This is a genomic window from Mycobacterium sp. Root135, from assembly GCF_001426545.1.
Lineage (GTDB): Bacteria > Actinomycetota > Actinomycetes > Mycobacteriales > Mycobacteriaceae > Mycobacterium.
In genome coordinates this window covers 19,279-32,640 of the sequence record NZ_LMEZ01000007.1, presented here as the reverse complement: position 1 = coordinate 32,640, position 13,362 = coordinate 19,279, and the positions used below count along the sequence as shown (strand labels likewise).

Here is a 13,362-nt window from a genome sequence, read left to right as displayed (position 1 = left end):
GGGGTGATCGTCACTTGACGGGGCTCCCTTCGGCAACGCGGGGTGCCGGGTCTACCTGGCCGATCGTCGTCAGCGTGTGGCCGACGGCGGGATCGATGACGTCGAGCACGGGTTTGGGATACACGCCCAGGACCAACAGCAGTGCGATCAGCGGTGCGACGACGAGGAGTTCCCTCGGGACGAGGTCACGCAGCTTCTCGTTGTCCACCGCAACGGGCCCGGTCATCATGCGCTGGTACATCCAGAGGATGTAGATCGCCGAGAGCACCAGGGCCGACGACGCGAAGACCGCGAGGACGGGGTAGGTGGTGAACGTGCCGATCAGGACGAGGAACTCGCTGATGAACGGCGCCAGGCCCGGCAGCGACAGAGTCGCCAACCCGGCGACGAGGAACGTGCCCGCCAGCACCGGCGCCACCTTCTGCACGCCGCCGAACGACGCGATGGCACGACTTCCCCTGCGCGACACCAGGAATCCCGCGACGAGGAAGAGTGCAGCCGTCGAGATGCCGTGGTTGACCATGTAGAGCGTCGACCCCGTTTGGCCCTGAGTCGTCATGACGAAGATCCCCAGGATGATGAAGCCGAAGTGCGAGATCGACGTGTAGGAGATCAGACGCATCACGTCGGTTTGACCAATGGCGACGACCGCGCCGTAGACGATGCCGATCACGGCGAGCGTGATGATCAACGGCCGGAACGTGATCGACGCGTCCGGGAACAGCTGCAGGCAGTAGCGCAGCATGCCGAACGTGCCGACCTTGTCGACGACGGCCATCATCAGCACCGCCGTGGCGGGGGTCGACTCGACGGCCGCGTCGGGCAGCCAGCGGTGGAACGGCCACAGCGGTGCCTTGACGGCGAAGGCGAACATGAAGCCGAGGAACAGGGCGTTGAGCACCGCCGGGGGGACGTTCAACGACCCGTCCGCGACGGCGGCCACGATCGCCCGGAAGTCGAAGGTGCCGGCGGCGAACGCGTCGCTCTTGGCCGTCGCCACGTACAGCCCGATGACCGCCGCGAGCATGATGAGCCCGCCGAAGAGGTTGTACAGCAAGAACTTCACGGCTGCAGCGGACCTGTGCTCGCCGCCGAAACCGCCGATGAGGAAGTACATCGGGATGAGCATCGCCTCGAAGAAGACGTAGAACAGCAACACGTCCAGCGCCGTCAGCGAGATCAGCACCATACCCTCGACCACCAGCGTCAACGCCAGGTAGGTGTGGGTGGATCTACCGCGCTCCCCGGCGTCGTTCCAGCCGGCCACGATCAGCAGCGGCACCAGCACGGCGGTGAGCACCACCAGGGCCAGCGCAATGCCGTCGAGCCCGAGGATGTATCCCGTTCCGAAGGAGGGGATCCAGGCGTGGTCTTCGACGAACTGGTACTGCGCGCCCGCCGGGTCGAACGTCACGGCAAGCAGTGCCGCGATGGCCAACACGACCAGCGATAGCGCCAGCGCCGCATACTTCGCGAGATGCCTTGCCGCCGAAGGCAACAGGATGACCACGGCGGCGCCGAGCATGGGGACGGCCCACAGTACTGACAGCCACGGCACGCCGCTCACCAGACCTTCACCGCCAGAATCGCGGCGATGACCAGGACGGTACCGCCGAACATGGACAGGGCATACGAGCGGGCGAAACCGGTCTGCACCTGACGCAGCCGCTCCGAGGCGCCGCCGACCAGCGCGCCAAGGCCACGCGAGACGTCGTCGATGCCCTCGTCGTCGATCTCGACCAGCCCCCTGGTCACCACCTGGCCACCGCGCATCAGCACGTCCTCGTTGAACGCGTCACCGTAGAGGTCCCTGCGGGCCGCGACGGTCAGCGCGGAGACGTTCTCCGGTGCGACTTCCGGGATCGCACGCATGGCGTAGTTGCGGTAGGCGATCGCGACCCCGACGGCCACGACGGCGAGGGTGACGGTGGTCATCAGCCAGACCGGGATGGCGTGCGCAGCCTCTTCGTGTGCTCCGACGACGGGCTCGAGCCAGTGCTCGAGGGTGCCGCCAATGGCGAACAGTGCGCCCGCGCCGACCGAGCCGATCGCGAGCACGATCATCGGCGCTGTCATGCTCGCCGGTGATTCGTGAGGATGAGCCCCCTCAACCCACCGCTTCTCCCCGAAGAACGTCATCAGCATCACCCTGGTCATGTAGAACGCCGTGATGCCGGCGCCGAGCAGCGCCGCCCCGCCGAGCAGGATGCCCTTGACTCCGCCTGCGGCGAAGGCGGTTTCGATGATGGCGTCCTTGGAGAAGAAGCCCGCAAACGGTGGGACGCCGATGATCGCCAGGTAGCCGAGGCCGAAGGTGACGAACGTGATCGGCATGAACGTGCGCAGGCCGCCGTAGCGTCGCATGTCGGTCTCGTCGTCCATGCCGTGCATGACCGAACCGGCGCCGAGGAACAGCCCGGCCTTGAAGAACCCGTGGGTGAGCAGGTGCATGATGGCGATCGCGTAGCCCGCCGGCCCGAGCCCCGCGGCGAGCACCATGTAGCCGATCTGGCTCATCGTCGAGGCGGCGAGCGCCTTCTTGATGTCGTCCTTCGCGCACCCGATGACGGCGCCGAACAGCAGTGTGACCGCACCGACGATGACCACCCCGAGGCGCGCGTCGGGGGCGAGGTCGTAGATCGGCCCCGACCGCACGATCAGGTAGACACCTGCGGTGACCATGGTGGCCGCGTGGATGAGTGCCGACACCGGGGTCGGGCCCTCCATCGCGTCGCCTAGCCACGACTGCAGCGGTACCTGCGCGGACTTGCCGCAGGCGGCCAACAGGAGGAGCAGGCCGATGGCCGTCGTGGTCCCGTTCGACATCTGGTCCGCCGCCCTGAAGACACCTTCGTAGGAGACCGTTCCGACGTTGGCGAACATCACCATCAACGCCAGCGCGAGCCCGATGTCACCGACCCGGTTGACGACGAAGGCCTTCTTCGCGGCGGTGGCGGCCGACGGCTTGTGCTGCCAAAAGCCGATCAGCAGGTAGGACGCCAAACCGACGCCCTCCCAACCCATGTAGAGCCCGAGGTAGTTGTCGGCCAGCACCAGCAGCAGCATGGCCGCGACGAACAGGTTGAGGTAGGCGAAGAAGCGCCTTCGCTCCGGATCGTGGGCCATGTAGCCGACGGAGTAGACGTGGATCAGTGAGCCGACGCCGGTGATCAGCAGGACGAAACACACGGAGAGCTGGTCGAGTTGGAGTCCGAAGTCCACGTTCAACTGCCCGACGGGGACCCAGGTGAAGAGGTGTTGGTGCACGCCGCGGTCCTCGGCGGGGGAGCCGGCCATGCCGACGAACAGCACCGCGGCGACGACGAAGGACGCCAGCACCGTCGCGCACCCCAGCAGATGACCCCAGGCGTTGGTGGTCTTGCCGCCCAGCAGCAAGACCAGTGCACCGAGAAGCGGCAGCGCGATCAGGAGCCAGATCACTAGTGCCTCAGCAGGTTCGCGCCGTCGACCGAGGCCGATTGTCTGGCCCGGAAGATTGTCATGATGATCGCCAGCCCGACGACGACCTCGCACGCGGCGACGACCATGGTGAAGAACGCCACGACCTGTCCGTCGAGGTGACCGTGCATGCGGGAGAACGTGACGAACGCGAGGTTCGCGGCGTTGAGCATCAACTCGACGCACATGAACATCACGATGGCGTTGCGGCGCAAAAGCACTCCGGCGGCACCGATGGTGAACAGCATCGCCGACAGATACAGGTAATTCGCGGGATTCACGACGACGCTCCGTTCTTCGACGCCATGGTGCGGGGTGGCAGGATGCCGCTGACCGAGGTCTTGGCATCCGAGCCGTCGGGAAGTCGCGCCGCCACGTCGACCGCGTTGTGCCGGGCGTAGACGCCGGGACTGGGCATCGGCGTCGCGTGCCCACCGGGGGCGAACCGCTCCGTGGCGAGTTCGCGCTGGGTCTTGCGACGGTCGATGCGCTCGCGGTGGGTCAGGACCATGGCCGCCAGGGTGGCCGTGATGAGCAGCGCGCTGGTCAGTTCGAAGGCCCACAGGTAGCGGACGAAGATCAGCGCGGCGAGGCCTTCCACGTTGCCGCCCGCATTTGCCTCGGAGAGCCCGGTGAAGCCGTTGACGGAGACGTTGCCGATGCCGGCGACGAGCAGGATGCCGAAGGCCACACCCACCCCGATGGCGGCAAGGCGTTGGCCGCGAATGGTTTCCACCAGCGAGTCGGCGGAGTCGACCCCAATGAGCATCAGGACGAACAGGAAGAGCATCATCACCGCGCCGGTGTAGACGACGATCTGTACGACGCCGAGGAACAACGCGTCCTGGGCGATGTACAGCACCGCAAGGATGATCATCGTGATCGCCAGGAAGATTGCCGAGTACACCGCCTTGGGCGCGGCGATGACGGCGATCGCTCCCAGCACGGCCAGCGTGCCGAGCACCCAGAACGTCACGGCCTCCATCGTCGACGTGCGCTGAATGGTGTCGGCAGCCAGGAGCGCGAAATCGGCTGTCACAGAACCGCTTCCCTCGGCTTCACGGTTGGCATGCCAAGCGGGGTGGCCAGCCCGTCGGACCGCACGTTGCCCCGGTAGTAGTCCTCGTCGGTGCTACCCGGCGCCATCGCGTGCGGCGGAGCGGTCATCTCGGGCCGAAGCGGCGCGAGCAACTTGTCCTTGCCGTAGATCAGGTCCGAGCGGTTGTCGTCCGCCATTTCGTAGTCGTTCGTCATGGTCAGCGCCCGGGTGGGGCACGCTTCGATGCACAGGCCGCAGCCGATGCACCGCAGATAGTTGATTTGATAGACGCCGCCGTACCGTTCCCCAGGCGAATAGCGTTCGGTCTCCGTGTTGTCGGCGCCTTCGACGAAGATCGCGTCGGCCGGGCATGCCCACGCGCAGAGCTCGCAGCCGATGCACTTCTCCAAACCGTCGTCGTACCGGTTGAGTTGGTGCCTGCCGTGGTACCGCTTGGCCGTCGCCCCTGGCTTCTCCGGGTACTGCTCGGTGACCGGTTTCTTGAACATCGTCGTGAACGTCACGCCGAAACCGGCGAGCGCGTCGACGAGGTGTGGCCGCTTAGACATCGGCTGGCTCCTTCGCGGGGATGGGCGGCACCGGGAAGGCGCCGGGCGCGGTCGACGGCGGGTCGGCGAGACGCTGGGGACGGGCTCGCTTGTGCCGCAGGATTCGCCACAGGTAGACCAGGAGCAGCAGGCCGGCGAACGAGCTGGTGGCGACGAGGACGACGGCGAGTCCGTCGTAGCCCTGGTTGCGCAGGGTTCTGACGACGGCGACCGTCATGATCCAGCCGAGTGAGATGGGGATGAGGATCTTCCAGCCCAATCCCATGAACTGGTCGTAGCGCAGCCGCGGCAGCGTCGCCCGCAGCCACATGAACCCGAACATGAACGTCCAGACCTTGAGGGTGAACCACAGCAGCGGCCACCATCCGGAGTTGACGCCGTCGATCATGGTGAGCGGCCACGGCGCCTGCCACCCGCCGAGGAACATCGTGGTGGCCAATGCGGCGACGGTGGTCATGTTGACGTACTCGGCGAGCATGAACATCGCGAACTTCAGCGAGGAGTACTCGGTGTGGAACCCGCCGACCAGTTCGCCTTCGGCCTCCGGCAAATCGAAGGGCGCCCGGTTGGTTTCGCCCACCATCGAGACCGCGTAGATCACGAAGGACGGCAGCAGCAGGAACACGAACCAGAGGCCCTGCTGCTTGGCCACGATCTCCGAGGTGGACATGGTGCCCGCGTACAGGAAGACCGCGGCGAAGCACAACGCCATCGCGATCTCGTAGGAGATCACCTGGGCGCTCGAACGCAAGCCGCCGAGCAGGGGATAGGTGGACCCGGAAGCCCACCCCGCCAACACGATTCCGTAGACGCCGACGGACGTCACCGCCAGGACGTACAGCACGGCGACGGGAAGGTCGGTCAGCTGGAGCGGAGTCTGGGTACCGAAGACGCTCACCAGGCCACCCATCGGGATCACCGCGAACGCCATGAAGGCGGGAATGACGGCGATGACCGGGGCGGCGAGATAAATCGGCTTGTCGACTCCGGCCGGGATCAGGCCCTCCTTGAGCGCGAGCTTGACGCCGTCGACGAGGCTTTGCAGCAGGCCGAACGGCCCAACTCGGTTGGGGCCGAACCGCATCTGCATGCGGCCGAGGATCTTGCGTTCGAGAAGGATCGCGACCAGCACGGTCAACAGCAGGAAGACGAAGACGCCCAACGCCTTCGCCACCACCAACCACCACGGATCGTGTCCGAAGGAGCTCAGATCGGGATAGGTCATGCCCGCTCACCTCCGGCCGCCACGTTCACGATGGCTCCCGGGGCGACCCCCAGCGTCACGGTCACCTGCGAGCCAGTCGAATTCAGCGGCAGCCACACCACCCCGTCCGGCATCTCGGTAACCTCCAGCGCCAAGGTGACCGCACCGCGGTCGGTCGAGACGGTGACCGGTTGCCCGTCGTCGGCACCGATCTCCGCGGCGGTCATCGGCGACAACCGGACGACCGAGGGTCGCGCCGTGCCAGCGAGGTGTGGCTCACCGTCTTGGAGACGGCCGGCGTCCAGCAGCATCCGCCAGCCCGCCAGGACGGCCTGCCCGGGCCCTGGCGGGTTCGCCTGCGGCACGGGCACGTTCGGAGCGTCGGCCGACGATCCCTGCCAGCTGCCGAGTCGTTGGATCTCGGCGCGGGCGTCGGCCGCGTCACGCAGGCCAAGGTGGACGCCGACCTCCTCGGCCAGCGCCGCGAGCACGCGCGAGTCCGACGTGGCGTTGGGCGGTAGGGCAGGTTCGAAGGACCGTGGGCGTCCCTCCCACGTGACGAACGTGCCCGACTTCTCGGTGACCGGAGCCACCGGAAACACCACGTCGGCACGTTCGGTGACGGCGCTGTGCCGCAATTCCAGGCTGACGACGAACGGGGCGGCGTCGATCCCCGCCAGGGCGGCAGCCGGGTCGGGCAGGTCGCCGACCTCGACGCCACCGACCAGTAGCGCGCCCAACGAGCCGTCTTCGGCGGCCGCGAGGATGCCGGCGGTGTCCCGGCCAGGAGCGGCGGGCAGGTCGTCGACGTTCCACGCCGCGGCGACCTCGGCACGGGCCGCGGCATCCGACAACGGTCGGCCACCGGGCAAAAGATGAGGCGCCGCACCGGCTTCCAGGGCACCACGCTCACCGGCGCGGCGGGGGATCCAGCCGATCTTGGCACCGGTGCGCTCGGCGAGTCGAACCGCCGCGGAGTACGCGCCGGGAGCGGTCGCGAGCCGTTCGCCGACCAGGACGACAGTCCCGGCGTCCATGCCGTCGAGCGCGTCGAGGGCTGCGGCCTCGCCACCCGGCACCGTGGGGATGAGGGTGCCGCCCATCTTCTCGAGGCCGCGCGTGGCGAACGGTGCGATCGAGGTGACGGCCAGTCCGCGCTTGCGGGCAGCCTTGCGTAGGCGAAGGTAGACGATCGGGGATTCCTCTTCGGGTTCGAACCCCACCAGCAGGACCGACGACGCGGCGTCGAGGTCGTCATAGGTGACCGACATCGGGCGCCCCGCGACGGCGGCGGCGAGGAAGTCGGCCTCCTCCTCGGAGTGGGCCCGGCTACGGAAGTCGACGTCGTTGGTGCCCAACACGATTCGGGCGAACTTGGCGTACGCGTAGGCGTCCTCGAGGGTCAGCCGGCCACCGACCAGCACCCCGGTGCGCCCGCCCGCGGCGGTCAGGCCGCGGATGGCGACTGCAACGGCCTCCGACCACGACGCCGGCCGTTGGGTGCCGTCGGCGTCGCGAACCAGCGGGGTGGCGATGCGGTCGCCCTGCGTGGCGTAGGTGAACGCCCAGCGCCCCTTGTCGCAGTTCCACTCTTCGTTGACGGTGGGGTCGTCGCCGGCGAGGCGGCGCAACACATTTCCGCGGCGGTGGTCGGTGCGCTGGGCGCAGCCCGAGGCGCAGTGCTCGCACACGCTGGGCGTGGACACCAGGTCGAACGGTCTGGCGCGGAACCGGTACGCGGTGCCGGTCAGCGCGCCGACCGGGCAGATCTGAACGGTGTTGCCCGAGAAGTACGAGTCGAACGGCGTCTCGTCGGCGATGCCGACCTGCTGAAGTGCGCCTCGTTCGAGCAGCTCGATGAACGGGTCGCCGGCGATCTGGTTGGAGAACCTGGTGCACCGCGCGCACAGCACGCAGCGTTCGCGGTCGAGCAGCACCTGGGCGGAGAGGTTGATCGGTTTGGGGAACGTGCGCTTGACGTCGGTGAAGCGAGTGTCGGCCTGGCCGTTGGACATTGCCTGGTTCTGCAGCGGGCATTCGCCGCCCTTGTCGCAGACGGGGCAGTCGAGCGGGTGGTTGATGAGCAGCAGTTCCATCACGCCGCGCTGGGACTTGTCGGCGACCTCCGACGTCAGCTGGGTGCGCACCACCATGTCCGGGGTGACGGTGATGGTGCAACTCGCCATGGGCTTGCGCTGACCCTCGACCTCGACCAGGCACTGTCGGCACGCGCCGACCGGTTCGAGCAACGGGTGGTCGCAGAACCGGGGGATCTGGATGCCCATCAGCTCGGCCGCGCGAATCACCAACGTGCCCTTGGGAACGCTGATCTGGTGGTCGTCGACGGTGAGCGACACCATTTCGACGTCGGTGGTGCCCTTGGTGGGCTCAGCCAGAGTCATACGCCCACTCCTTCCGGTGCGGCCAGCATCGAGGCGTGCGGATCGAACGGGCATCCGCCGTCGAGGTGCGCGACGTACTCGTCGCGGAAGTACTTGATCGACGACATGATTGGGCTCGCCGCGCCGTCGCCGAGTGCGCAGAACGACTTGCCGAGAATGGCGTCGGCGATGTCGAGCAACTTGTCGAGGTCGTCCCGACGACCCGTTCCGTTCTCCAGGCGCTCGTAGATCTGCGCCAACCAGTAGGTGCCCTCCCGGCATGGCGTGCACTTGCCGCAGGATTCGTGGGCGTAGAACTGCGTCCACCGTCGAACCGCCCGCACCACGCACGTCGTCTCGTCGAATATCTGAAGCGCCTTGGTGCCCAGCATCGAGCCTGCCTTGGCCACGTTCTCGTAATCCAGTGGCACGTCGAGATGTTCGGGGGTGAACAGTGGCGTCGACGACCCGCCGGGGGTCCAGAACTTCAGTTCGTGGCCCGCCCGCACTCCACCCGCGTACTCGAGCAACTCGCGAAGGGTGATACCAAGCGGGGCCTCATACTGACCCGGGGTGGTGACGTGCCCCGACAACGAGTACAACGTGAACCCCGGCGACTTCTCCGAGCCCATCGACTTGAACCAGTCGACACCACCGCGCACCACGGCGGGCACACTGGCGATCGACTCCACGTTGTTGACCACCGTCGGACAGGCGTACAGGCCGGCGACGGCGGGGAACGGTGGGCGTAGCCGAGGTTGCCCGCGTCGACCCTCCAGCGAGTCCAGCAGCGCGGTCTCCTCGCCGCAGATGTACGCCCCCGCGCCGGCGTGCACCACCAGATCGAGGTCGAAGCCCGAGCCGAGGATGTCGGCGCCGAGGAAGCCGGCGTCGTAGGCCTCGGCGACGGCGGTCTGCAACCGACGCAGCACGGGCAGCACCTCACCGCGAACGTAGATGAACGCGTGCCGCGCCCTGATCGCGTAGGCCGCGATGATGGCACCCTCCACCAGGACGTGCGGCGTGGCCATCATCAGCGGAATGTCCTTGCAGGTGCCGGGTTCCGATTCATCGGCGTTGATCACCAGGTAGTGCGGCTTGGCGGCCGCCCCCTCGGTGCCCTGCGGAATGAACGACCACTTCTGGCCCGTCGGGAACCCCGCGCCGCCACGGCCACGCAGGCCGGAGTCCTTCACCAGGCCGATCACCGCGTCGGCGTCCATCGCCAACGCCGTACGCAGCGCTTGGTAACCGTCATGGCGCTGATAGGACTCCAGCGTCCACGACGACGGCTCGTCCCAGTAGCTGCTCAACACCGGTGTCAGCGTCACGAGTGCGCCCCGTTCGTCGGTGGCAGATCTGCCTGAGGACCGGGCGCGGGCTCGTTGCGGACCGCCTCCTCGGTGATCTGCTCGTCGTCGGGTCCCGCTGCGGTGGAATGAGATTCGTCGGGGTCGGGGGCGGCCATTCCGAGCTCGTGGGCCACCCGCAGTCCGGCCAGGGTCGCGTCGCCCGCGGTGGGGCCGTCGTTGGCGCCGGGCCGTTGGTCGACGAATCCGGCAAGGATCCGCGACGTGTCGCGGAACGAGCACGGCGAACCGCCGCGGGTGGCGGCAACGGGTGTCCCCGCGCGGAGGTCGTCCACCAGATTCCTGGCCGACGCCGGCGTCTGATTGTCGAAGAACTCCCAGTTCACCATGATCACCGGCGCGTAGTCGCACGCCGCGTTGCACTCCAGGTGTTCCAGGGTGACCTTGCCGTCGGCGGTGGTCTGACCTGCGTGCAGGTCGAGGTGCTCTTCGAGGACTTCGAGGATCGCGTCACCGCCCATCACCGCGCACAGCGTGTTGGTGCACACGCCCACCAGGTATTCGCCGGTGGGCGTGCGCCGGTACATCGAATAGAACGTCGCGACGGCGGTCACCTCGGCGGGACTCAGTCTCAATTGCCCTGCGCAGAAGGAGATCCCGGCCGGGGTGAGATAGCCGTCCTCGGACTGCACCAGGTGTAGCAGCGGCAGCAGTGCCGACCTCGACTCGGGGTAGCGGGCCATGATCTGGGCGGCGTCGGAGGTCAGCCGCGCCGTCACCTCGGCCGAATATGCCTGTGGCCCGCGGGAAATCGGCGGTCCCGGTTCGTCCGGTCGGGGGCCAAGGTGGAGATCGATGAGGGTCACCTGTCAACACCGCCCATGACCGGGTCGATCGACGCCACCGCAGCGATCGCATCTGCCACCATCCCGCCCTCGCACATCGCCGCCACCGCCTGCAGATTGGTGAACGACGGATCGCGGTAGTGCACGCGGTAGGGACGCGTTCCACCGTCGGAGACCATGTGCACGCCAAGCTCGCCGCGCGGCGACTCCACCGCGACGTACACCTGGCCCGCGGGAACGCGGATGCCCTCGGTGACCAACTTGAAGTGGTGGATGAGCGCCTCCATCGAGCCGCCCATGATCTTGGCGATGTGCTCGGGTGAGTTGCCCAGCCCGTCGGGCCCCAGCTGGAGGTCGGCGGGCCAGGCCAGCTTCTTGTTGGTGATCATCACCGGCCCCGGCTTCAGCCGGCTCAGGCACTGCTCGACGATCTTCAGCGACTCGCGCATCTCGCGAACGCGGATCATGTACCGGCCGTAGGCATCGCATTCGTCGGTGGTGATGACGTCGAAGTCGTAGGTCTCGTATCCGCAGTACGGCTGGGCGCGGCGCAGGTCGTGCGGCAGTCCGGTCGAGCGGAGGCACGGTCCGGTGATGCCCAACGCCATGCAGCCCGTCAGGTCGAGGTACCCGATGCCCTGGGTGCGCGCCTTCCAGATGTAGTTCTCGTTGAGGAGGTCCTCCAGGTCGGTGAGCTTGGCGGGCATGGTCCGCAGCAGCTCCTCGAGCAGCGGGATGGCCTCGTCGGGCAGATCGGAGGCCAGCCCACCGGGCCGGATGTAGGCATGGTTCATGCGCAGGCCGGTGATGGTCTCGAAGACCGACAGCACCTGTTCGCGTCCGAGGAAGCCGAAGAACATGGCCGACATCGCACCCAGTTCCATACCGCCGGTGGCCAGCGCCACCAGGTGGCTGGAGATTCTGTTCAGTTCCATCAGCATCACCCGGATGACGCTGGCGCGTTCGGGAATGTCGTCGGTGACGTCGAGCAGTTTCTCCACCCCGAGGCAGTACGCCGTCTCGTTGAAGAAGGGCGACAGGTAGTCCATCCTCGTCACGAACGTGACACCCTGCGTCCAGTTCCTGAACTCGAGATTCTTCTCGATTCCGGTGTGCAGGTAGCCGATTCCGCACCGGATCTCGGTGATGGTTTCGCCCTCGATCTCCAAGATCAGGCGGAGGACGCCGTGGGTGGAGGGGTGCTGGGGTCCCATGTTGACGACGATGCGTTCGCCGGCGACGGCCTTGTCGCGCGCGGCGTCGACCACCTCCTGCCAGTCTTCACCGCCCACCGTGACGACTGTCTCCTTGGGCGGGGTGTCGGGCCTGGTCATCAGTTGTAGGACCTCCGCTGGTCGGGCGGTTGAATCTCGGCGCCGTGGTACTCCACGGGGATGCCGCCCAACGGGTAGTCCTTGCGCTGCGGGTGACCCACCCAGTCGTCGGGCATCTCGATGCGGGTGAGCGACGGGTGACCGTCGAAGACGAGCCCGAAGAAGTCGTACGTCTCGCGCTCGTGCCAGTCGGTCGTCGGATACACCGAGAACAGCGACGGCACATGGGGATCGGCGTCGGGCGCGGTGACCTCGACGCGAATCCGGCGATTGTGGGTGATCGACATCAGCGGGTAGACCGCATGCAGTTCGCGGTCAAGGTCGACGGGGTAGTGCACGCCGGAGACCCCAAGGCACAGCTCGAATCTCAACGCGGCGTCGTCGCGAAGCGCCTGCGCCACGGCCACCAGGTGTTCCCGCCGCACGTGGAGGGTCAGCTCGTCGCGGAACACCACCACGCGCTCGACGGCGGCGGTGAAGACGTCCTCGCCGAGCACGGTGACCAGCGCGTCGACGACGTCGTCGAAGTAGCCGCCGTAGGGTCGCGGCGAGCTGCCGGGGAGCGCCACGTCGCGGATGAGCCTCCCGTAACCGGAGGTGTCGCCGCTGCCCTTGACGCCGAACATGCCTCGGCGTTGGCCGATCTTCTCGGGCTCGCCCGTCATGACCGCAGCAACCCCTTGAGCTCGATGGTCGGCCGGGACGCGAGGGCGGCTTCCTCGGCGGCGGCGATGGCCTCGGCGCGGTTGACGCCCAACGGCATCTCTTGAATCTTGGCGTGCAGCATCAGGATCGCGTTGAGCAGCATCTCCGGCCGCGGCGGGCACCCCGGCAGGTAGATGTCCACGGGGACGACGTGGTCGACCCCCTGCACGATCGCATAGTTGTTGAACATCCCGCCCGACGAGGCACAGACGCCCATTGCGAGAACCCATTTTGGCTCGGCCATCTGGTCGTACACCTGCCGTAACACCGGTGCCATCTTCTGGCTCACCCGGCCGGCCACGATCATCAGATCGGCCTGCCGAGGTGTCGCCGAGAAGCGCTCCATGCCGAATCGGGCGATGTCGAACCGCGGCCCCGCCGTCGCCATCATCTCGATGGCGCAGCAGGCCAGCCCGAACGTCGCGGGCCACAGCGAACCCTTGCGCACGTAGCCGGCGACCTTCTCCAGCGTCGAGAGGAGGATGCCGCCTGGTAGTTGTTCTTCGAGTCCCATGT

The 13,362-nt window shown here is 67.3% G+C and carries 12 protein-coding genes; all 12 read right to left on the bottom strand.

Annotation, left to right across the window (positions count from 1 at the left end):
* Positions 1-10 precede the first annotated feature (10 nt).
* Genes ASD37_RS20415 through ASD37_RS20360 form a run of 12 tightly spaced genes read right to left on the bottom strand, consistent with a single transcriptional unit; the run spans position 11 to position 13,360 of the window.
* Positions 11-1,570, bottom strand: a complete 1,560-nt coding sequence (locus tag ASD37_RS20415; protein ID WP_056555675.1) for an NADH-quinone oxidoreductase subunit M — start codon at positions 1,568-1,570, stop codon at positions 11-13.
* Positions 1,564-3,438 (bottom strand): NADH-quinone oxidoreductase subunit L, encoded by a 1,875-nt coding sequence (nuoL, locus tag ASD37_RS20410; protein WP_056557398.1) that lies wholly within the window; start codon positions 3,436-3,438, stop codon positions 1,564-1,566. The genes ASD37_RS20415 and nuoL overlap by 7 nt, the downstream gene beginning before the upstream one ends.
* Before the next feature lie 2 nt (positions 3,439-3,440).
* A complete protein-coding gene (gene nuoK / locus ASD37_RS32355) occupies positions 3,441-3,740 on the bottom strand; it encodes an NADH-quinone oxidoreductase subunit NuoK (RefSeq protein ID WP_056555671.1) in 300 nt (99 codons plus the stop codon).
* Positions 3,737-4,498, bottom strand: a complete 762-nt coding sequence (locus ASD37_RS20400; RefSeq protein ID WP_082570303.1) for an NADH-quinone oxidoreductase subunit J — start codon at positions 4,496-4,498, stop codon at positions 3,737-3,739. Before ASD37_RS20400 ends, nuoK begins: the two co-directional genes overlap by 4 nt.
* Positions 4,495-5,067, bottom strand: a complete 573-nt coding sequence (gene nuoI / locus ASD37_RS20395; protein ID WP_056555668.1) for an NADH-quinone oxidoreductase subunit NuoI — start codon at positions 5,065-5,067, stop codon at positions 4,495-4,497. The genes ASD37_RS20400 and nuoI overlap by 4 nt, the downstream gene beginning before the upstream one ends.
* Positions 5,060-6,292 carry an NADH-quinone oxidoreductase subunit NuoH gene (gene nuoH, locus ASD37_RS20390; protein ID WP_056555665.1) on the bottom strand — a complete coding sequence of 411 codons (1,233 nt, stop codon included), beginning with the start codon at positions 6,290-6,292 and terminating at the stop codon, positions 5,060-5,062. The genes nuoI and nuoH overlap by 8 nt, the downstream gene beginning before the upstream one ends.
* Positions 6,289-8,673, bottom strand: coding sequence for an NADH-quinone oxidoreductase subunit G (locus ASD37_RS20385; protein WP_056555662.1), 2,385 nt, complete (start codon positions 8,671-8,673; stop codon positions 6,289-6,291). Before ASD37_RS20385 ends, nuoH begins: the two co-directional genes overlap by 4 nt.
* Positions 8,670-9,983, bottom strand: coding sequence for an NADH-quinone oxidoreductase subunit NuoF (nuoF, locus tag ASD37_RS20380; protein WP_056555659.1), 1,314 nt, complete (start codon positions 9,981-9,983; stop codon positions 8,670-8,672). Before nuoF ends, ASD37_RS20385 begins: the two co-directional genes overlap by 4 nt.
* Positions 9,980-10,828 (bottom strand): NADH-quinone oxidoreductase subunit NuoE, encoded by an 849-nt coding sequence (gene nuoE, locus ASD37_RS20375; RefSeq protein ID WP_056555655.1) that lies wholly within the window; start codon positions 10,826-10,828, stop codon positions 9,980-9,982. The genes nuoF and nuoE overlap by 4 nt, the downstream gene beginning before the upstream one ends.
* Positions 10,825-12,141 carry an NADH dehydrogenase (quinone) subunit D gene (nuoD, locus tag ASD37_RS20370; protein ID WP_056555652.1) on the bottom strand — a complete coding sequence of 439 codons (1,317 nt, stop codon included), beginning with the start codon at positions 12,139-12,141 and terminating at the stop codon, positions 10,825-10,827. The genes nuoE and nuoD overlap by 4 nt, the downstream gene beginning before the upstream one ends.
* Positions 12,141-12,806, bottom strand: a complete 666-nt coding sequence (locus ASD37_RS20365; protein WP_056555649.1) for an NADH-quinone oxidoreductase subunit C — start codon at positions 12,804-12,806, stop codon at positions 12,141-12,143. The genes nuoD and ASD37_RS20365 overlap by 1 nt, the downstream gene beginning before the upstream one ends.
* Positions 12,803-13,360, bottom strand: coding sequence for an NADH-quinone oxidoreductase subunit B family protein (locus tag ASD37_RS20360; RefSeq protein ID WP_056555646.1), 558 nt, complete (start codon positions 13,358-13,360; stop codon positions 12,803-12,805). The genes ASD37_RS20365 and ASD37_RS20360 overlap by 4 nt, the downstream gene beginning before the upstream one ends.
* Between the last annotated feature and the right edge of the window lie 2 nt (positions 13,361-13,362).

Excerpts from the sequence above, each read along its gene's own strand:
- nuoH (WP_056555665.1), bottom strand. The coding sequence starts at position 6,292 with ATGACCTATCCCGATCTGAGCTCCTTCGGACACGATCCGTGGTGGTTG.
- ASD37_RS20385 (WP_056555662.1), bottom strand. The coding sequence starts at position 8,673 with ATGACTCTGGCTGAGCCCACCAAGGGCACCACCGACGTCGAAATGGTG.
- nuoD (WP_056555652.1), bottom strand. The coding sequence starts at position 12,141 with ATGACCAGGCCCGACACCCCGCCCAAGGAGACAGTCGTCACGGTGGGC.
- ASD37_RS20365 (WP_056555649.1), bottom strand. The coding sequence starts at position 12,806 with ATGACGGGCGAGCCCGAGAAGATCGGCCAACGCCGAGGCATGTTCGGC.
- ASD37_RS20360 (WP_056555646.1), bottom strand. The coding sequence starts at position 13,360 with ATGGGACTCGAAGAACAACTACCAGGCGGCATCCTCCTCTCGACGCTG.
- nuoI (WP_056555668.1), bottom strand. The coding sequence starts at position 5,067 with ATGTCTAAGCGGCCACACCTCGTCGACGCGCTCGCCGGTTTCGGCGTG.